This is a genomic window from Leclercia pneumoniae, from assembly GCF_017348915.1.
GTDB classification, from domain to species: Bacteria; Pseudomonadota; Gammaproteobacteria; order Enterobacterales; family Enterobacteriaceae; genus Enterobacter; species Enterobacter pneumoniae.
Genome location: NZ_CP071383.1, coordinates 3,494,297 through 3,511,725, shown reverse-complemented (window position 1 = coordinate 3,511,725; position 17,429 = coordinate 3,494,297). Strand labels below are relative to the sequence as shown.

The following is a 17,429-nucleotide window of genomic DNA, read 5'->3' as shown; positions in this document are numbered from 1 at the left end:
TTATTGATGCCTAATGGTAAAAGAGACTGTAGTCAATGCAAGCGGTTTCAACAGGCTATTCGTGCCTTCAACGCGTTCTGCGAAAGGTTACGCAAGAGCGTGCGAGCCGCTTCAGTTTTGCCTCTGTTTTCTGCGCAGCCTCTTCCTATGCGTAATATTCCAGTAAAGAATCGACAGAAAACACGTTACACTAGATTTTGCCTCACGCAGGGAAAACTCTGGCGTGGAGCAGTGTCTGAACCCAACGTTATGCAGGAAAAATGACATGGATATTAATAATAAAGCCCGCATTCACTGGGCATGCCGTCGCGGTATGCGTGAACTCGACATCTCCATCATGCCGTTCTTCGAACATGAATACGACAGCCTGAGCGATGAAGACAAACAGCTGTTTATCCGCCTGCTGGAGTGTGACGATCCAGATTTATTCAACTGGCTGATGAATCATGGCGAACCAGCCGACAGCGAGCTGCAACGGATGGTGCTTTTAATTCAAACACGGAATCGGGAACGTGGTCCTGTGGCAATCTGATTTACGCGTCTCGTGGCGCTCACAGTGGATGTCTCTTTTACTCCACGGGTTGGTTGCGGCCGCCATTCTGTTAATGCCATGGCCGCTGAGCTATACCCCGCTCTGGCTGCTACTTCTCTCGTTGGTGGTCTTTGACAGCGTTAGAAGCCAGCGGCGGATCAACGCCCGTCAGGGTGAAATCAAACTGTTTATGGATTCCCGCCTGCGCTGGCAGGGGAAAGAGTGGGAGATCGTCGGCTCGCCGTGGATGATTAACGCCGGCATGATGCTGCGTCTGCGTGCAAGCGAAGAGCAGCGCTGCCACCATTTATGGGTATCGGCGGATAGCATGGATGAAGGGGAGTGGCGAGACCTGCGTCGGATGATTGCTCAGCAACAGCCGACGCAAGGACGGTAGCGATTTAGCTAAACTGCTCTGCCATTTCGCCGAGGATCTGCTCGCACCAGTTTTGCAGCCGCTCTTCGCTTAGGTCGTACTGGTTGGTTTCATCAAGGGCCAGACCGACAAACAGCTGCCCTTCTGCGGTGATAGGTTTCTTACTGGTAAACTCGTAGCCTTCCGTCGGCCAGTAGCCGATAAAGGTCACCCCTTTTGGCGCGAGTTTATCGTGCAGCATGCCCAGCGCATCCAGGAACCACTCGCCGTAACCCAGCTGGTCGCCCATGCCGTACATCGCAATAATTTTGCCGTCCAGGTTCAGGGAGTCCAGCTGATCCCACACCGTTTCCCAGTCCTCCTGCAGTTCGCCAAAGTCCCAGGTTGGAATGCCGAGGATCAGCACGTCGTACTGCTCCATCAGGGTCGGCGCATCGTCTTTGAGGTTATGGAGGGTGACCAGCTCAGGGCCGATAATGTCGCGAATTTTCTCAGCAGCCATTTCGGTATAGCAGGTGCTGGAACCATAAAACAGACCAATATTCATCGCTAAAATGTCTCAATACTTGCTTTGACGTTGCGAACTAGTGTACCAGAAACGATACGCCTTCAGGCATAATGCACCGACAGCAGAACTAAAGGGGCGGAAGTGGAAAAGGATCTCGCACTCATCGAACAATTTCTCGACGCGCTCTGGCTTGAGAAGAATCTGGCTGAAAATACCCTCAGTGCTTATCGGCGCGATTTGACGATGCTGGCGGCGTGGCTGCATCATCACGATCGCGAACTGGCGACTGCGCAAAGCGATGATTTGCAGACCCTGCTTGCCGAGCGCGTTGAGGGGGGATACAAAGCCACCAGCTCTGCGCGGCTGCTCAGCGCTGTGCGTCGGCTGTTTCAATATCTTTATCGCGAGAAAATTCGCCCGGACGATCCCAGCGCCTCGCTGGCGTCGCCTAAGCTGCCCCAACGTCTGCCCAAAGATCTGAGCGAAGCGCAAGTTGAGCGATTATTACAGGCACCCGTTGTTGACCAGCCGCTGGAGTTACGCGATAAAGCGATGCTTGAAGTGTTGTATGCGACAGGTCTGCGCGTCTCTGAACTGGTCGGGCTGACGATGAGCGATATCAGCCTGCGTCAGGGTGTGGTGCGGGTAATCGGTAAAGGGAATAAAGAGCGACTGGTTCCGCTGGGCGAAGAGGCGGTGTACTGGCTGGAAAACTGGCTGGAGCACGGTCGCCCCTGGCTGCTGAACGGCGTCTCTAACGATGTGCTGTTTCCCAGCCAGCGCGCCCAGCAAATGACGCGGCAAACCTTCTGGCATCGCATCAAACATTACGCCACACTGGCAGGCATCGACAGTGAAAAACTGTCACCGCACGTTCTGCGTCACGCCTTTGCAACGCATCTGTTAAACCACGGGGCCAATTTGCGCGTGGTGCAGATGTTGCTTGGTCATAGCGATCTTTCCACGACGCAAATCTATACGCACGTCGCCACGGAACGCTTGCGGCAGCTACATCAACAGCACCACCCACGCGCGTGAGTGCCGAATTGTTTAAGGAAGGATTATGAAAAAGTCATTAGCGCTGTTCACTCTGCTGGCAGCTTCGTTATCGGGTTTGGCACATGCAGATGATGCAGCGATTAAACAGTCGCTGGCTAAGCTTGGCGTCACCAGCAGCGACATTCAGCCTGCGCCCATTGCCGGAATGAAAACCGTCATGACCAGCGGCGGCGTGCTGTACGTCACCGAAGATGGCAAACATTTCCTTCAGGGGCCGCTGTACGATGTGAGCGGCGCGCAGCCGGTGAATATCACCAACCAGATGCTGATGAAAAACCTGAATGCGCTGGAAAAAGAGATGATCATCTACAAAGCGCCGCAGGAAAAACATGTTATCACCGTCTTCACCGACATCACCTGCGGCTACTGCCACAAGCTGCATGAAGAGATGAAAGACTACAACGCGCTGGGGATCACCGTGCGTTATCTGGCCTTCCCGCGCGCGGGCGTCCAGAGCCAGCCAGAACAGGATATGAAAGCCATCTGGTGTGCGAAAGATCGCAACAAAGCCTTTGATGACGCCATGAGCGGCAAAGGCATTCAGCCGGCCTCTTGCGATATCGATATCGCGAATCACTATGCGCTGGGCGTTCAGTTCGGTGTGACCGGCACCCCGGCCATTGTGCTGAATAACGGCTATGTAGTGCCGGGTTATCAGGGGCCGAAAGAGATGAAAGCCTTCCTTGATGCACACCAGAAACAGTTTGGCGGTAAATAATTCGCGTGAAATCAACGATACAGCTCCGCCGACGTGAAGTGGATGAAAATGCAGATCTGCCTGCGGATCTGCCGCCCCTGTTGCGTCGGTTGTACGCCAGCCGTGGCGTAAAAAAACCTGACGATCTGGAACGCAGCGTAAAAGGGATGCTTCCCTGGCAGCAACTGAGCGGTATCGATAAAGCCGTTGAAATGCTCTACAACGCGTTTCGTGAAGGCACTCGCATTATGGTGGTGGGCGATTTTGACGCCGATGGCGCTACCAGTACGGCGCTGAGCGTCTTGAGCCTGCGGGCGATGGGCTGCGACAATGTGGCCTACCTGGTGCCGAACCGTTTTGAAGATGGTTACGGCCTGAGCCCGGAAGTGGTGGATCAAGCCCACGCGCGCGGCGCGCAAATGATCATGACCGTGGATAATGGGATCTCCTCTCATAGCGGCGTGGATCGCGCGCATGAACTTGGGATCCCGGTGCTGGTCACCGATCATCACCTCCCCGGCGATACGCTCCCGGCGGCAGAAGCGCTCATCAACCCAAATCTGCGCGACTGCGCCTTCCCGTCTAAATCGCTGGCGGGTGTCGGGGTGGCGTTTTATCTGATGCTGGCCCTGCGCGCCTTGCTGCGTGATAAAGGCTGGTTTGAATCTCGCGGCATCGCCGTACCTAACCTCGCTGAATATCTCGATCTGGTGGCGCTGGGTACCGTGGCAGACGTGGTACCGCTGGATACTAACAACCGTATTCTCACCTGGCAGGGGTTAGGCCGCATCCGTGCGGGCAAATGCCGGCCGGGTATTAAAGCGCTGCTGGAGATCTCCGGGCGCGATCCGTTAAAGCTGGCTGCCAGCGATCTGGGCTTTGCTCTGGGGCCGCGGCTGAATGCGGCGGGGCGTCTGGATGATATGTCCGTCGGCGTGGCGCTGCTGCTGTGCGATAACATCGGCGAAGCGCGCATGCTGGCCAACGAACTGGATGCGCTGAACCAGACCCGCAAAGAGATTGAGCAGGGGATGCAGGCCGAAGCGCTGAATCTGTGCGAGAAACTGGAGCGCAGCAGTGAGACGCTGCCGGGCGGGCTGGCGATGTATCACCCGGAATGGCACCAGGGGGTCGTCGGCATTCTGGCGTCGCGTATCAAAGAGCGTTTTCATCGTCCTGTCATTGCCTTTGCCCCCGCGGGGGATGGCACGCTGAAGGGCTCCGGCCGCTCCATTCAGGGGCTGCATATGCGCGATGCTCTGGAGCGACTCCATACGCTTCATCCGGACCTGATGATTAAGTTCGGCGGCCACGCGATGGCGGCGGGCCTGTCGCTGGAAGAGGCAAAGTTTGAGGAATTCCAGCAGCTGTTTGGCGCGCTGGTGACCGAGTGGCTGGATCCCGCGTTACTGCAGGGCGAGGTGGTCTCGGACGGAGAACTTCCGGCAGCCGAAATGACCATGGAAACGGCACAAATGCTGCGCGATGCAGGGCCCTGGGGGCAGATGTTCCCGGAACCGCTGTTCGATGGCCGCTTCCGTCTGCTGCAGCAGCGCATTGTCGGCGAACGCCACCTGAAAGTTATGGTCGAGCCTGTTGGCGGCGGTCCGCTGCTGGACGGTATCGCCTTTAATGTTGACACCTCTATCTGGCCGGACAACGGCGTGCGTGAAGTGGAGTTGGCTTATAAACTCGATATTAACGAGTTTCGTGGCAACCGCTCCCTGCAGATCATCATCGACAATATCTGGCCAATTTAACGGCAGTAATCGCTATAAAAAAGGGCGTGGATTGGGTACAATCCCGCTCTTATCACCGCATTTTGACTAGTCCAGAAAAGAAAACAGACCATGTTTGAAATTAACCCGGTAAAAAACCGCATTCAGGACCTCACGGAGCGCTCTGACGTTCTTAGGGGGTATCTTTGACTACGATGCCAAGAAAGAGCGTCTCGAAGAAGTAAACGCCGAGCTGGAACAGCCGGACGTCTGGAACGAACCTGAACGCGCACAGGCGCTGGGTAAAGAGCGTTCCTCCCTCGAAGCCATTGTTGATACCCTCGACCAAATGTCTCAGGGTCTGGAAGATGTTTCCGGGCTGCTGGAGCTGGCTGTTGAAGCCGACGACGAAGAAACCTTTAACGAAGCCGTAGCCGAGCTCGACGTTCTGGAAGAGAAGCTGGCACAGCTCGAATTCCGTCGTATGTTCTCTGGCGAATACGACAGCGCAGATTGCTACCTGGATATCCAGGCGGGCTCCGGCGGTACCGAAGCACAGGACTGGGCCAGCATGCTGACCCGTATGTACCTGCGCTGGGCGGAAGCGCGTGGTTTCAAAACTGAAATCATCGAAGAGTCTGAAGGCGAAGTGGCGGGTCTGAAATCCGTGACTATCAAGATCATCGGCGATTACGCTTACGGCTGGCTGCGTACTGAAACCGGCGTGCACCGTCTGGTGCGTAAGAGCCCGTTCGACTCCGGCGGCCGTCGCCATACCTCCTTCAGTTCCGCGTTTGTTTACCCGGAAGTTGACGAAGATATTGATATTGACATCAACCCGGCGGATCTGCGTATCGACGTTTATCGCGCATCCGGCGCGGGTGGTCAGCACGTTAACCGTACAGAATCTGCGGTGCGTATTACCCACATCCCAACCGGGCTGGTGACGCAGTGCCAGAATGACCGTTCCCAGCATAAGAACAAAGACCAGGCCATGAAGCAGATGAAAGCGAAGCTTTATGAGCTGGAGATGCAAAAGAAAAATGCTGAGAAGCAGGCGATGGAAGATAACAAATCTGACATCGGCTGGGGCAGCCAGATTCGTTCTTATGTCCTTGATGACTCCCGCATTAAAGATCTGCGTACCGGTGTTGAAACCCGTAACACGCAGGCGGTGCTGGATGGCAGCCTGGACCAATTTATCGAAGCAAGTTTGAAAGCAGGGTTATGAGGAACCAACATGTCTGAACAACAAGCACAGGGCGCTGACGCGGTCGTCGATCTTAACAATGAACTGAAAACCCGCCGTGAGAAGCTGGCTGCGCTGCGTGAGCAGGGCGTGCCGTTCCCGAACGATTTTCGTCGTGACCATACCTCAGACCAACTGCACGCTGACTTTGATGGTAAAGAGAACGAAGAGCTGGAAGCGCTGAACATCGAAGTGGCCGTTGCTGGCCGCATGATGACCCGCCGTATTATGGGTAAAGCCTCCTTTGTAACGCTGCAGGACGTGGGCGGCCGTATTCAGCTGTACGTTTCTCGTGATGACCTGCCGGAAGGCATTTACAACGAGCAGTTCAAGAAGTGGGACCTGGGCGATATTCTGGGCGCGAAAGGCAAGTTGTTCAAAACCAAGACCGGCGAGCTCTCTATTCACTGCACCGAGCTGCGTCTGCTGACCAAAGCCCTGCGCCCGCTGCCGGACAAATTCCACGGCCTACAGGATCAGGAAGCGCGTTATCGTCAGCGCTATCTGGACCTCATCTCTAACGATGAATCCCGCAAGACCTTCAAAATTCGCTCTCAGATCATGGCCGGTATTCGCCAGTTCATGGTGAATCGCGACTTTATGGAAGTGGAAACCCCGATGATGCAGGTGATCCCTGGCGGCGCCTCTGCGCGTCCGTTCATCACCCATCACAATGCCCTCGACCTCGACATGTACCTGCGTATCGCGCCGGAACTGTATCTGAAGCGTCTGGTGGTGGGTGGTTTCGACCGCGTGTTCGAAATCAACCGTAACTTCCGTAACGAAGGCATCTCCGTGCGTCATAACCCAGAGTTCACCATGATGGAACTCTATATGGCGTACGCAGATTACAAAGATCTGATCGAGCTGACCGAATCCCTGTTCCGTACCCTGGCGCAGGATATTCTGGGCACCACGGAAGTGCCTTACGGTGAAGAGGTCTTTGACTTCGGTAAGCCGTTCGAAAAACTGACCATGCGCGAAGCAATACAGAAATACCGTCCTGAAACCAATATGGCCGATCTGGATAACTTCGACTCGGCGAAAGCCATTGCCGAGAGCATCGGTATCAAGGTTGAGAAGAGCTGGGGTCTGGGTCGTATCGTGACCGAGATCTTCGAAGAAGTGGCAGAAGCGCACCTGATTCAGCCGACCTTCATCACTGAATACCCGGCTGAAGTTTCTCCGCTGGCGCGTCGTAATGACGAGAACCCGGAAATCACTGACCGCTTCGAATTCTTTATCGGTGGCCGCGAAATCGGTAACGGCTTTAGCGAGCTGAACGATGCCGAAGACCAGGCGCAGCGTTTCCAGGATCAGGTTAACGCGAAAGACGCCGGTGACGACGAAGCGATGTTCTTTGACGAAGACTACGTGACCGCGCTGGAGCACGGTCTGCCACCAACGGCGGGCCTGGGCATTGGTATCGACCGTATGGTAATGCTGTTTACTAACAGCCACACCATCCGTGACGTGATCCTCTTCCCGGCGATGCGTCCGGTGAAGTAAGCCTGACAGAGACACAAATAAGCCCCGACGTTTACCGCGTCGGGGCTTTTTTATTGCCTGCCTCGGGGGGATAACAGCGCATCGGGCACTATCCACCGGTATACCGTTATCTCGTCTGGCAGAAGGCGAGTTCAGCTGCCGTGAAAAGATTGGGCATCGGGAAGGGGGCTGCTATCATATGGCGGCCATTCAAGTTGAATAAGGAACTGTTTTGTTTGCAGGAAGCCTGACGAGAAAAAACCTCTTCGCGCTTACTTGCCTGACGCTCACACTTTTGCTGGTGGGATGTTCGGGCAGTAAATCTTCGGGGGGCAGTTATTCCGGTGCGGTGTATACCGTTAAACGCGGCGATACCCTTTATCGCATATCGCGGATGACGGGCACCAGCGTGAAGGAGCTGGCGCGTCTGAATAATATCTCTCCGCCGTATACCATCGAAATCGGGCAGAAGCTGAACGTGAACGGCAGCAGCGGAGGGGCGAAAAAGTCGTCTGGCAAGAGCAGCAGAAAAACTGCCGTCACGCCGTCCTATGCGGTACCGACCTCCTCCTGGCCACCGGTTGGGCAGCGCTGCTGGGTCTGGCCTGCCAGTGGAAAAGTGATTGTTCCCTATTCCACCGCAGAGGGGGGAAACAAAGGAATAGATATCGCAGGCACGCGCGGTTCACCGGTTTATGCCTCGGATGCCGGCAAAGTGGTCTACGTGGGTAATCAGCTACGTGGCTATGGCAACCTGATCATGATTAAACATGGTGAGGATTACATTACCGCCTATGCGCATAACGATTCCATGCTGGTGAATAACGGGCAAAACGTGAAGGCCGGACAGAAGATCGCCACCATGGGCAGTACCGGGACCAATACGGTGGCGCTGCATTTCCAGATCCGCTATCGCGCCACGGCTATCGATCCCCAGCGCTATCTGCCCGCCCCGGGCGGAAAACCGAAGTGCTAAATGGTTATTTAATCGCCACTTAGCTGTTAGCAGGCTTGTCAGCGTGTGCGTAAAGCCTATAATGCTTTACGCACCTCAAAGCGGGCGTAGTTCAATGGTAGAACGAGAGCTTCCCAAGCTCTATACGAGGGTTCGATTCCCTTCGCCCGCTCCAGCTTTCTCTTTTCTTAAAAAATCTCTTTATTCCTGCATCACCCGACAAATAATCAGCCGCTTAACGCTCTGTCAGCATGAACAATCACAGCTTTAAACGAAAAAAAGCGCATCTTCTTCCACTCTCTTTTTAAAACGCCACTCTTCTATCTGAACTGCCTGAGGCACACTTTTTCATTTTGCTTCTCAATGAGCCGTAGCGCTATTCTTACTGCCGAATCAATAATAATTACAGAGGCAATGTCATGGATAACGAACTCTTGGAAGCGGGGTATCGCGCCTATACCGGTGAAAAAATTGATGTCTATTTTAATACCGGTATCTGCCAGCATGCAGGCAACTGCGTGCGTGGAAGTGCAAAGCTCTTCAATCTTAAACGTAAACCCTGGATCATCCCTGATGAAGTGGATGTAGATACCGTGGTGCGCGTCATCGACACCTGCCCGAGCGGCGCCCTTAAATACCGTCATAAATAAGCGAGAAATTATGGAAATTCAGGAAGGCCACAACAAATTTTATGTCAATGATGCCGCAGGTAACCAGGTCGCGGAAATCGTCTTTGTGCCTACGGGCGAGCACCTGAGCATCATTGAACATACGGATGTCGATCCGAGTCTGAAGGGGCAAGGGGTGGGCAAACAGCTGGTGGCGAAAGTAGTCGAAAAAATGCGTGCAGAGAATCGCAAAATCATTCCTCTCTGTCCGTTTGCTAAGCATGAATTTGATAATAATCGCGAGTACGACAGTATCCGCGCCTGATGCCGCATTCACAGACCTTATCCTGCAAAATCTGATAGTTGCCTCAGTGCTATGCCCCCCGGTACTCTCTTCAGGGATATCAGGGGGAAGCATGGATTTACAGATCAAAGAAGCCACGGTTGAGGATATCGCCGTGCTATCCGCATTAGGCAAAACAACCTACCTTAGCCACTTTGCCTATTACTGGCATTCGCAACAGGCGATGCTGGCATGGCTGGAGGAGGAGTATTCTGTCTCGACCCTTACGGCCAGCCTGAATGACCCTGACGTGCGCTGGCTGCTGGCCATCACCGATAAGCCCATCGGTTTTGCAAAATACACCCGGCAGCCGCCGCCTGCGGAGCCGGGTACGCTGCTGAATAAACTCTATTTCACCCAGGCCGCCACCGGCCATGGCTTTGGACAATTACTCTTTACAGAGGTGTTAACCCGCGCGAAAGCCAGCGGCAGTCGCTACTTTTGTCTTGAGGTATTGCAGGGCAACGAAAGGGCAAGGCGGTTTTATGAAGCGCAGGGCATGCGCCATCTGCGCGACGACGTGTTCAGCACGCCGGACCAGACCAGCGTGCTGCACGTCTATGGCATGGCGATTTAGGCGATAAACATCACCGATACGCACATCACGCCGACAATCAGCGTCAGCAGGTTACCCACCGAGCGGTAGGGTTTCAGGGCCGGGATCAGGTAGGTTGATAACGTCGGCATGATGAACAAAATCATGGCGATGAGCGGCCCGCTAATGGCATAAATCATCGAAATGGCGTTCGGATTAATGCAGCACACCACGAACGTAATCAACGACACGATCATAATGGAGAGCGCGCGGTTAAAGGCCCGGCTTTTCTTGACCCCCACCTGGTTCAACGACGATTTCACTATCTCCGTCGCCCCCTCGATCACGCCAAAATAGGTGCCAAGGAAGGATTTCGACATCGCCACAATGGCGACCACAATCCCGGAAATACCCAGCCAGGACGGCGATGAAGGCATCATCGACAGCGCAGAGAGAATGGTCACGCCTTGCTCTTTGGCGGCCACGATATAGGCCGGCGGAATCGACAGCAGACAACTAAAGACAAAGAACAGCACGCTCAGGCAGATGATCAAATAGGCCACCTTCATGATGCGGGTACAGTGTCCCATGGCGGCATCGCCATACTTTTCCCGACGGTCAACGGCAAAGGTTGAAATGATCGGCGTGTGGCTAAAGGCAAATACCATGACCGGGATCGATATCCACACCTGATGCAGCGTCTGTTTATCGAAGCTCATCTGGCTGGTGAGCAGGGTGGGTTGCCAGCTGCCGGTCAAATAAATCGAGACCAGCAGAAAATAGGCGATCAGCGGGAAGACCAGAAAACCCATTACCCGCAGAGTGATATGACGTCCCATCAGGAAGATGAGGTTCAGGGCCAGTACCACGCCAAGGCTCACCAGCACCCGCACGGTAAGGTCTACCGTCATGCGTTTTGCCAGTTGTTCAGTAAGCGAATTGGTGATCGCCACGGCATAGATCAGCACGACCACAAAGAAAGCCACGAAATAGAGCGTGGTGATCAGATTGCCGATCGTCTTTCCGTAGTAGTGCGTTACCGCACCGGTGATCCCTTCATTGCCTTTTGTCTTTGAGGAGAGGATGAACTGGCACAGTGCTTTATGAGGCCAGTAAGTGAGTGGCCAGGCCACAAGAGCGGTGATAAACAGGACGATAGCGCCTGCGGACCCGAGCTGGATAGGCAAGAACAGGGTTCCTGCGCCCACGGCAGTGCCATACAGGGCAAAGCTCCAGAGGGTCTCTTCTTTAGACCAAATTTTCGACATTAGAAAAACGTATCAACTATAAAAACAACAAAAAGGAGGCTAATTTACCATAATTATGGGAAGACGGCGCAGTTGACGTTAGGTAAGCGGGGCCGGAAAACATTTCCGGCCGGTGGGGACGTTAGTTTGCTGCGGCGCGTCGCAGCTCGCGGCGGCGGATAATACGATCGCGCAGCGTGTCGTATGCCCAGTTATAGAACATGGTGTAGGGCAGGAAGAAAATGAAGAACCCTATCTCTAACATAAACGCCTGAAGCAGGCTCACGCCCAGCACCATCGATACGATACCGACGCCGATAAAAATAAATCCGACTTCAAAACCGAGCGCGTGCAGGGCGCGCACTTTGGTCGTGCGCGGCACCTTATGCCGGGGCCACAGTGCGTCGAACCCGGCGTTATAAATGATGTTCCAGATCATCGCGGTGGTGGCGAGAAGCAGGGTTAATCCTCCCATCTCCAGCACCGGGCGCTGCATCAGCCAGGCGGTTGTCGGCGCGAGGATCGCCGTGGCAATCCCCTCAAAACAGACGGCGTGAAAGATGCGTTCCGGCAGTTTTCTGCGTTGAACATCGTTGTGCTGCATAACCTGATACCTCGTTAGCGTGCCTGTATGGGCAAAATAATGTCGCTATTTTTATCGTTTAAACTGATATATAAAAGTTGGATTCCATCGATAAAGTAGATACACCATGCGCTACTCTCCTGAAGCATTAACGGCGTTTGTCGAGACGGTGGCGGCGGGATCCTTCTCCGCTGCGGCCCGCCGTCTACGAAAAAGTCAGTCCACCATCAGCACGGCCATCGCCCACCTGGAGGACGATCTCGGTTTTACACTGTTTGATCGCAGTGCACGACAGCCGGTGTTGACTGCTCAGGGCAGGCAGGTGCTGGGCTATGTCCAGTCGATCCTGGCCGCCAGCGCTCGTCTCGATGAACTGGCGGTCTCGCTCAGCGATGAAACTGAACCCCGGCTGACCTTTGTACTTTCTGACACCCTGCACCCGGATGTGCTTGAAGAGATGCTCTACCGTTTCGACGAGCGCTTTCCACACACCGAATTTGAATGTCTGATTGGGGAAGAAGAGGACGTGATCGATCTGCTGCAAAAAGAGCGGGCGCAGATTGGCCTGACCGAGGCGCGTGAGCACTATCCTACCGATATTGGTGCCACCCGCCTGCCCATGCAGACGCACATGGCGATATATACCTCTGCCGGCCACCCTCTGGCGGCGCAGACGCGCATCAATGCCGATGAACTGCACGGCTGGCGAGAACTGCGCCTGAACACCTATCTGGAGCGCCAGCCAACGCTGGCTCAGGGGCCGGTCTGGTCTGCACCTAACTATCTGATGTTGCTCAGCATGGCGGTGCAGGGCTTCGGCTGGTGCGAATTACCCTGCGCGCTGGTAGAGGAGTTCGCGCCGGCAAAAACCCTGGTGCAGCTCAATGTCGCAGGGTGGCCGCGATCGGTGGCCATTGATGCGGTATGGAATAAACGTTCCCCGCCGGGAATGGCGGGGAACTGGCTGCGGCATTACTTACAGGAGAAGGCCGATCCCGGGACATCGTCCGGCAGAAAAGGCCCGCCCATCCGTTTGTGACGAGCGGGAAAACATTACTTACCGGTATAGATATCAAAACTGAAATAGCGGTCGGCGAGCTTTTTGTAGGTACCATCCGCCAGGATCGCGGCAATCGCCCCGTTCAGCTCCTGGCGCAGCTTATCGTCCTCTTTACGTAGACCAATGGCCGCCCCGGCGCCAAACAGGGCATCGTCCTGAAGCGCGCCGCCAACAAAGGCAAATGCCTTGCCCTGGGGTTTGCTCAGAAAACTGTACTCAGCCATAACGCCCGAGAGGACAGCCCCGTCAATTCGCCCGGATTCGAGATCGCGGATAACCTGGTCGGCACCCTGATACGCCACCACGTTAACTCCCTCACCGCGCCACTTCTGGTTGGCATAAGTCTCCTGGGCGGAACCCTGCTCAACGCCAATGGTTTTGCCTTTCAGCTGGGCCAGGCTGTTGTCGGGCAGGCTATTTTTACGGGCGACCAGGAAAGCGGGTCCGCTGTATATCTTGTCGCTGAAGGCAATCTGCTCTTTGCGTTTCTCGGTGATATACATCCCCGATAAAATGGCATCGAACTTACGCGCCTTCAGGGAGGGAATAATTCCGTCGAAATTGTTCTCTACCCAGACGCATTTCGCCTGTAACTTTGCGCAAATCGCATTACCCAGATCGATATCAAACCCAACCACGTCGCCCTGAGGATTTTTCGACTCAAAAGGGGCGAAGGTCGGATCTACGCCAAAGCGGAGCTCCCGGGTCTCACCCGCGAACACGGATGACGTAGCCATCAATGCCAGCAGCGGTAATAAATATTTTTTCATTTTTATGTACTCTCTTAACGGCAATAGTTTTCCACTAAACGGGCAAAGAAAGAGGCACCCGTGGTGATGATTTCGTCATTAAAGTCGTAGCCCGGGTTATGCACCATGCAGCCGCCTTTCTCCCCTTTCTCGCCGTTGCCGAGTAAGAAATAGCTGCCAGGGCGTTCCTGCAACATAAAAGCGAAGTCTTCGCTGCCGTTAGAAGGCGATACGCTATCCAGCACCGCATCCTGACCAAAGAACTCGATGGCCAGCTGGCGGGCAAAAGCAGTCTGTTCGGCATCATTAATTAATACCGGATAGGAGTCATAGATCTCGATTTCACAGCGGGCGCCATAGCTACGGGCGGTGAGATCGGCAATCTCTTTAATACGGCGAATCAGTAGCTCACGGATCTCCGGTTTCATGGAACGTACTGTCAGTTCCATCTGGGCACTATCCGGGATCACGTTGGAAGCAATACCCGCGTTGAAGGTCCCTACGGTAACGACGGCGGTTTCTCCCGGCGGTACGTTTCGCGAAACAATGCTTTGCAACGCCATCACCAACGCGGCGCCCGTCAGAATGGGATCGACGCTACGCTCAGGGTGCGCGCCATGTCCACCGTAGCCGTTAAGGGTAATTTTGACGGTATCGGCAGAGGCCATAAAGTTGCCTTCATAGAAGCCGAATTTACCGGTCGGCAGCCAGGGCATATTGTGCAGGGCAAAAATTCGGTCGCAAGGGAAGCGGTCAAACAGTCCATCTTTAATCATTAAATCCGCCCCGCCAATTGCCTCTTCGGCTGGCTGGAAAATAAGGTGCACTGTGCCGTTAAACTGACAGGCGTCTGAGGCGAGGTATTTTGCCGTCGCCAGTAAAATGGCGGTGTGTCCGTCGTGACCACAGGCGTGCATTTTGCCGGGTACGGTACTGGCCCAGGGGAGGTCGGTGGTTTCAAAAATCGGCAGCGCATCCATATCGGCCCGCAGGCCGATAGTTTTACTGCCCTGGCCTTTGCTGAGCGAACCCACGACGCCGGTTTTACCGATATCACGCGTAACCTGGTAGCCCCACGACGCTAGCTGGCGGGCAACCAGATTACTGGTATTAAACTCTTCGAGGCTTAATTCTGGGTTGGCATGTAAATAACGGCGGATGGCAATAATTTCGTCTTCTGATTCTTTTATTTCTGGAATGATACAGTCGACCATTTGTTACTCCAGTGTGAACGCGTGTTTGCAATTTCTAACTTATCTTTCTGCTGAGATAATGCAAATACGTTCTCTTATAATTACCTTGATAATGATTACTCTTCTTAATGTCCTGCGGCGTTAAGCCACAAATCCTTTGTGATAAAACTCACTATTTTTAAACAATTACATTAATAGTTGATAACAATCCTCTACTATTGCCGGTGTCATTTTGCGCAGAGGTTGAGATGAAAGACGTCGTCATTGTGGGTGCATTGCGTACAGCTATTGGCTGTTTTCAGGGAGCGTTGGCGCGTCACTCTGCGGTTGAGCTGGGTAGCGTGGTGGTTAACGCGCTGGTGGCACGTAGCGGCGTTGCTGCCCATGAAATTGATGAAGTGATCCTCGGTCAGGTATTGACCGCAGGAGCCGGGCAAAATCCCGCGCGGCAGGCGGCGTTAAAAGGGGGACTCCCGAATACCGTCTCGGCGATCACCATTAACGACGTATGCGGTTCGGGCCTGAAGGCACTGCACCTGGCCACGCAGGCGATCCAGTGCGGCGAAGCCGACGTGGTCATTGCGGGCGGTCAGGAGAACATGAGCCGTGCCCCACATGTTTTGACCGACAGTCGCACCGGTGCGCAGCTCGGCAACAGTCAGCTTATCGATAGCCTGGTGCACGATGGCCTGTGGGATGCCTTCAATGATTACCATATGGGCGTGACCGCAGAGAACCTGGCGCGGGAGTATGGCATCACGCGTGAGTTACAGGATGCCTATGCGCTCAGCTCTCAGCAAAAGGCCCGCGCGGCTATTGATTCCGGGCGTTTTCGCGATGAGATTGTACCGGTTGCTGCATCCCGCGCTGGCGGCGAACCCTTTATCGTCGATACCGACGAACAACCGCGTGTGGATGCCAGCGCCGAAGGGCTGGCTATGCTGGCTCCGGCCTTTGAAATGCTCGGTTCCGTGACCGCCGGCAATGCGTCGTCAATCAATGACGGTGCTGCGGCGGTGATGATGATGAGTGAGAGTAAAGCGGAAGAGCTGAATCTTCCGGTGCTGGCGCGTATAAAAGCCTTTGCCAGCGTGGGAGTCGATCCTGCCCTGATGGGGATTGCGCCGGTCTATGCCACCCGCCGCTGTCTGGAGCGTGCAGGCTGGCAACTCAGCGACGTGGATCTGATTGAAGTCAACGAGGCCTTTGCCGCGCAGGCGCTGTCGGTGGGTAAGATGCTGGAGTGGGATCCTCTCCGGGTCAACGTTAACGGCGGGGCAATCGCTCTCGGTCACCCTATTGGCGCTTCAGGCTGTCGTATTTTAGTGTCGCTGGTTCATGAGATGGCGAAGCGCAATGCCCGTAAAGGGCTGGCCACATTATGTATCGGCGGCGGCCAGGGTGTGGCGCTCGCCATCGAAAGATAACCCCAGCGCAGTAATATCTCCTGCTACACAGCCCCCAATTTTGGGGGCTTTTTTTGTGAAATGAATCTTATTTTTATCCGCATAAGTCAATTCTCAATTTTCTAATAATTTAAGTGTCATTAATCCCGTGCGTTAATACCCTCCTTTTGTGATCCTTACCATTAAATTTCCCCTTAATCATCTTCTTTTGTTGATGGTTGTCACGTCCATCGTTGCCAAAAAAAATGAAACAAATAATTACGATCAGGATCACTGAAATATCGTTATTTAAAAAATAAAATGCAATTCCATAAAAACGAAACATCATTTTAATTGAGGGTGTCCCATGTTTAAAAAATCTCTGGTCCTTGCTTCTCTCATTGGTGCGTCTTTCGCGGCTCAGGCTGTTACCGTAGATTTGCGTCATGAGTATATCGATACAGGAACTAACGCAGACCGCGTGTCCGTATCACACCGTTTTGATAATGGTTTTGGTTTCTCTGTTGAAGCGAAATGGAAATCAGGTGGTGATAAAGCCGATCAGCCTTTTGCAGATATCGTGGGCAATGGCCACGAAGAGCAAATTAGCTGGCGCTGGAAAGCAAACAAGAATATTGCGATAACGCCGGGCCTGACGCTGGAAAGCAAAGAGAGTAATACCGTCTATAAACCTTATCTGCATGCGCAATATAGCTTCGATAGCGGTTTCTACATGGCCGCACGTTACCGTTATGAATATAACCGTTATCCTTCTACGCCAGACCGGGAAGACGATAAAGTCAATCGTGGTGATGCGTGGATCGGTTGGGTAATGGGCGACTGGCGCACCGAGCTGAATTATGTTTATGCGAAAAGCTCTGAAGGCACCATTCGCAATAACAACAAAGATTATTCTCAAGAATATAACGTGAAGCTGGCATATAAGTGGGATAAAAACTGGGCACCATACGCTGAAGTGGGTAACGTCGGTGTTAAAACAACAGATGAACGTCAAACCCGTTTCCGTTTAGGTGTGGCATATTCATTCTAACCAGACAGCATCAGGGAAAGAAAAGCCGGCTCATGCGCCGGCTTTTTTGTGCCTGAAATATCTTATGGGTTTCAGTAGAAATAAAAAAAGCCC

Annotated in this window: 19 protein-coding genes and 1 tRNA gene; 15 read left to right on the top strand and 5 right to left on the bottom strand. The window is 53.9% G+C overall.

Going from position 1 to position 17,429, the window contains the following annotated elements:
- Nucleotides 1-265: 265 nt before the first annotated feature.
- A complete protein-coding gene (gene sdhE / locus JZ655_RS16995; RefSeq protein ID WP_040074142.1) occupies nucleotides 266-532 on the top strand; it encodes an FAD assembly factor SdhE in 267 nt (88 codons plus the stop codon).
- Complete coding sequence (locus JZ655_RS16990; protein WP_046887112.1) at nucleotides 513-929, top strand: protein YgfX; 417 nt, start codon at nucleotides 513-515, stop codon at nucleotides 927-929. The genes sdhE and JZ655_RS16990 overlap by 20 nt, the downstream gene beginning before the upstream one ends.
- Nucleotides 930-933: 4 nt before the next feature.
- Here JZ655_RS16990 and fldB read toward each other — a convergent pair whose 3' ends face one another.
- Entirely contained in the window at nucleotides 934-1,455 is a 522-nt protein-coding gene (fldB, locus tag JZ655_RS16985; RefSeq protein WP_207292358.1) for a flavodoxin FldB, read from the bottom strand.
- Nucleotides 1,456-1,557: 102 nt separating this feature from the next.
- Between fldB and xerD the strand changes: the two genes are divergently transcribed.
- The 10 genes from xerD (at nucleotide 1,558) to JZ655_RS16935 (ending at nucleotide 10,110) form a co-directional block, all read left to right on the top strand.
- Nucleotides 1,558-2,454 carry a site-specific tyrosine recombinase XerD gene (xerD, locus tag JZ655_RS16980; protein WP_207292357.1) on the top strand — a complete coding sequence of 299 codons (897 nt, stop codon included), beginning with the start codon at nucleotides 1,558-1,560 and terminating at the stop codon, nucleotides 2,452-2,454.
- A 25-nt stretch (nucleotides 2,455-2,479) separates the two neighbouring features.
- Nucleotides 2,480-3,193 carry a bifunctional protein-disulfide isomerase/oxidoreductase DsbC gene (dsbC, locus tag JZ655_RS16975; RefSeq protein ID WP_040074147.1) on the top strand — a complete coding sequence of 238 codons (714 nt, stop codon included), beginning with the start codon at nucleotides 2,480-2,482 and terminating at the stop codon, nucleotides 3,191-3,193.
- A 5-nt stretch (nucleotides 3,194-3,198) separates the two neighbouring features.
- On the top strand, nucleotides 3,199-4,932 hold the full coding sequence (gene recJ / locus JZ655_RS16970) for a single-stranded-DNA-specific exonuclease RecJ (RefSeq protein ID WP_207292356.1): 1,734 nt from the start codon (nucleotides 3,199-3,201) through the stop codon (nucleotides 4,930-4,932).
- A gap of 90 nt (nucleotides 4,933-5,022) precedes the next feature.
- A protein-coding gene (gene prfB / locus JZ655_RS16965) for a peptide chain release factor 2 (RefSeq protein ID WP_154298971.1) occupies nucleotides 5,023-6,121 on the top strand; the annotation gives its coding sequence in 2 pieces (ribosomal slippage) (nucleotides 5,023-5,097 and nucleotides 5,099-6,121; 1,098 coding nt in all).
- 9 nt (nucleotides 6,122-6,130) lie between these two features.
- Nucleotides 6,131-7,648 carry a lysine--tRNA ligase gene (gene lysS, locus JZ655_RS16960; protein WP_040074151.1) on the top strand — a complete coding sequence of 506 codons (1,518 nt, stop codon included), beginning with the start codon at nucleotides 6,131-6,133 and terminating at the stop codon, nucleotides 7,646-7,648.
- Nucleotides 7,649-7,859: 211 nt separating this feature from the next.
- Entirely contained in the window at nucleotides 7,860-8,603 is a 744-nt protein-coding gene (actS, locus tag JZ655_RS16955; protein WP_207292355.1) for an amidase activator ActS, read from the top strand.
- An 80-nt stretch (nucleotides 8,604-8,683) separates the two neighbouring features.
- Nucleotides 8,684-8,757, top strand: a tRNA-Gly gene (locus JZ655_RS16950).
- A 244-nt stretch (nucleotides 8,758-9,001) separates the two neighbouring features.
- A complete protein-coding gene (gene yjdI, locus JZ655_RS16945) occupies nucleotides 9,002-9,232 on the top strand; it encodes a 4Fe-4S mono-cluster protein YjdI (RefSeq protein ID WP_040074154.1) in 231 nt (76 codons plus the stop codon).
- 10 nt (nucleotides 9,233-9,242) lie between these two features.
- Nucleotides 9,243-9,515 (top strand): GNAT family N-acetyltransferase, encoded by a 273-nt coding sequence (locus JZ655_RS16940; protein WP_040074156.1) that lies wholly within the window; start codon nucleotides 9,243-9,245, stop codon nucleotides 9,513-9,515.
- A gap of 91 nt (nucleotides 9,516-9,606) precedes the next feature.
- Nucleotides 9,607-10,110 carry a GNAT family N-acetyltransferase gene (locus JZ655_RS16935; protein ID WP_207292354.1) on the top strand — a complete coding sequence of 168 codons (504 nt, stop codon included), beginning with the start codon at nucleotides 9,607-9,609 and terminating at the stop codon, nucleotides 10,108-10,110.
- Here JZ655_RS16935 and JZ655_RS16930 read toward each other — a convergent pair.
- Nucleotides 10,107-11,336, bottom strand: a complete 1,230-nt coding sequence (locus JZ655_RS16930) for an amino acid permease (RefSeq protein WP_040074160.1) — start codon at nucleotides 11,334-11,336, stop codon at nucleotides 10,107-10,109. The genes JZ655_RS16935 and JZ655_RS16930 overlap by 4 nt on opposite strands.
- A 121-nt stretch (nucleotides 11,337-11,457) precedes the next feature.
- Nucleotides 11,458-11,919 carry a multidrug/biocide efflux PACE transporter gene (locus JZ655_RS16925; RefSeq protein ID WP_046887106.1) on the bottom strand — a complete coding sequence of 154 codons (462 nt, stop codon included), beginning with the start codon at nucleotides 11,917-11,919 and terminating at the stop codon, nucleotides 11,458-11,460.
- A gap of 106 nt (nucleotides 11,920-12,025) precedes the next feature.
- On the opposite strand from JZ655_RS16925, the gene JZ655_RS16920 reads away from it, so the two are divergent.
- Complete coding sequence (locus JZ655_RS16920; RefSeq protein ID WP_207292353.1) at nucleotides 12,026-12,937, top strand: LysR family transcriptional regulator; 912 nt, start codon at nucleotides 12,026-12,028, stop codon at nucleotides 12,935-12,937.
- A 14-nt stretch (nucleotides 12,938-12,951) separates the two neighbouring features.
- On the opposite strand, the gene JZ655_RS16915 is transcribed toward JZ655_RS16920, so the two are convergent.
- Nucleotides 12,952-13,728 (bottom strand): ABC transporter substrate-binding protein, encoded by a 777-nt coding sequence (locus tag JZ655_RS16915; RefSeq protein WP_207292352.1) that lies wholly within the window; start codon nucleotides 13,726-13,728, stop codon nucleotides 12,952-12,954.
- 14 nt (nucleotides 13,729-13,742) lie between these two features.
- Nucleotides 13,743-14,921: a M20 aminoacylase family protein gene (locus JZ655_RS16910; protein WP_040074164.1), complete on the bottom strand. Its 1,179-nt coding sequence runs from the start codon at nucleotides 14,919-14,921 to the stop codon at nucleotides 13,743-13,745.
- 227 nt (nucleotides 14,922-15,148) lie between these two features.
- On the opposite strand from JZ655_RS16910, the gene JZ655_RS16905 reads away from it, so the two are divergent.
- Both JZ655_RS16905 and JZ655_RS16900 read left to right on the top strand, forming a co-directional pair.
- Nucleotides 15,149-16,327 carry an acetyl-CoA C-acetyltransferase gene (locus tag JZ655_RS16905; RefSeq protein ID WP_040074167.1) on the top strand — a complete coding sequence of 393 codons (1,179 nt, stop codon included), beginning with the start codon at nucleotides 15,149-15,151 and terminating at the stop codon, nucleotides 16,325-16,327.
- A 325-nt stretch (nucleotides 16,328-16,652) separates the two neighbouring features.
- The gene (locus JZ655_RS16900; RefSeq protein ID WP_040074170.1) at nucleotides 16,653-17,336 is read left to right on the top strand and encodes an oligogalacturonate-specific porin KdgM family protein; all 684 of its coding nucleotides are present in this window, start codon (nucleotides 16,653-16,655) and stop codon (nucleotides 17,334-17,336) included.
- Nucleotides 17,337-17,429 lie beyond the last annotated feature (93 nt).

Bases quoted from the DNA above. Each gene is read 5' to 3' on its own strand.
- sdhE (WP_040074142.1), top strand. From the start codon at position 266: ATGGATATTAATAATAAAGCCCGCATTCACTGGGCATGCCGTCGCGGT.
- fldB (WP_207292358.1), bottom strand. From the start codon at position 1,455: ATGAATATTGGTCTGTTTTATGGTTCCAGCACCTGCTATACCGAAATG.
- dsbC (WP_040074147.1), top strand. From the start codon at position 2,480: ATGAAAAAGTCATTAGCGCTGTTCACTCTGCTGGCAGCTTCGTTATCG.
- lysS (WP_040074151.1), top strand. From the start codon at position 6,131: ATGTCTGAACAACAAGCACAGGGCGCTGACGCGGTCGTCGATCTTAAC.
- yjdI (WP_040074154.1), top strand. From the start codon at position 9,002: ATGGATAACGAACTCTTGGAAGCGGGGTATCGCGCCTATACCGGTGAA.
- JZ655_RS16940 (WP_040074156.1), top strand. From the start codon at position 9,243: ATGGAAATTCAGGAAGGCCACAACAAATTTTATGTCAATGATGCCGCA.
- JZ655_RS16935 (WP_207292354.1), top strand. From the start codon at position 9,607: ATGGATTTACAGATCAAAGAAGCCACGGTTGAGGATATCGCCGTGCTA.
- JZ655_RS16930 (WP_040074160.1), bottom strand. From the start codon at position 11,336: ATGTCGAAAATTTGGTCTAAAGAAGAGACCCTCTGGAGCTTTGCCCTG.
- JZ655_RS16925 (WP_046887106.1), bottom strand. From the start codon at position 11,919: ATGCAGCACAACGATGTTCAACGCAGAAAACTGCCGGAACGCATCTTT.
- JZ655_RS16920 (WP_207292353.1), top strand. From the start codon at position 12,026: ATGCGCTACTCTCCTGAAGCATTAACGGCGTTTGTCGAGACGGTGGCG.
- JZ655_RS16915 (WP_207292352.1), bottom strand. From the start codon at position 13,728: ATGAAAAAATATTTATTACCGCTGCTGGCATTGATGGCTACGTCATCC.
- JZ655_RS16910 (WP_040074164.1), bottom strand. From the start codon at position 14,921: ATGGTCGACTGTATCATTCCAGAAATAAAAGAATCAGAAGACGAAATT.
- JZ655_RS16905 (WP_040074167.1), top strand. From the start codon at position 15,149: ATGAAAGACGTCGTCATTGTGGGTGCATTGCGTACAGCTATTGGCTGT.
- JZ655_RS16900 (WP_040074170.1), top strand. From the start codon at position 16,653: ATGTTTAAAAAATCTCTGGTCCTTGCTTCTCTCATTGGTGCGTCTTTC.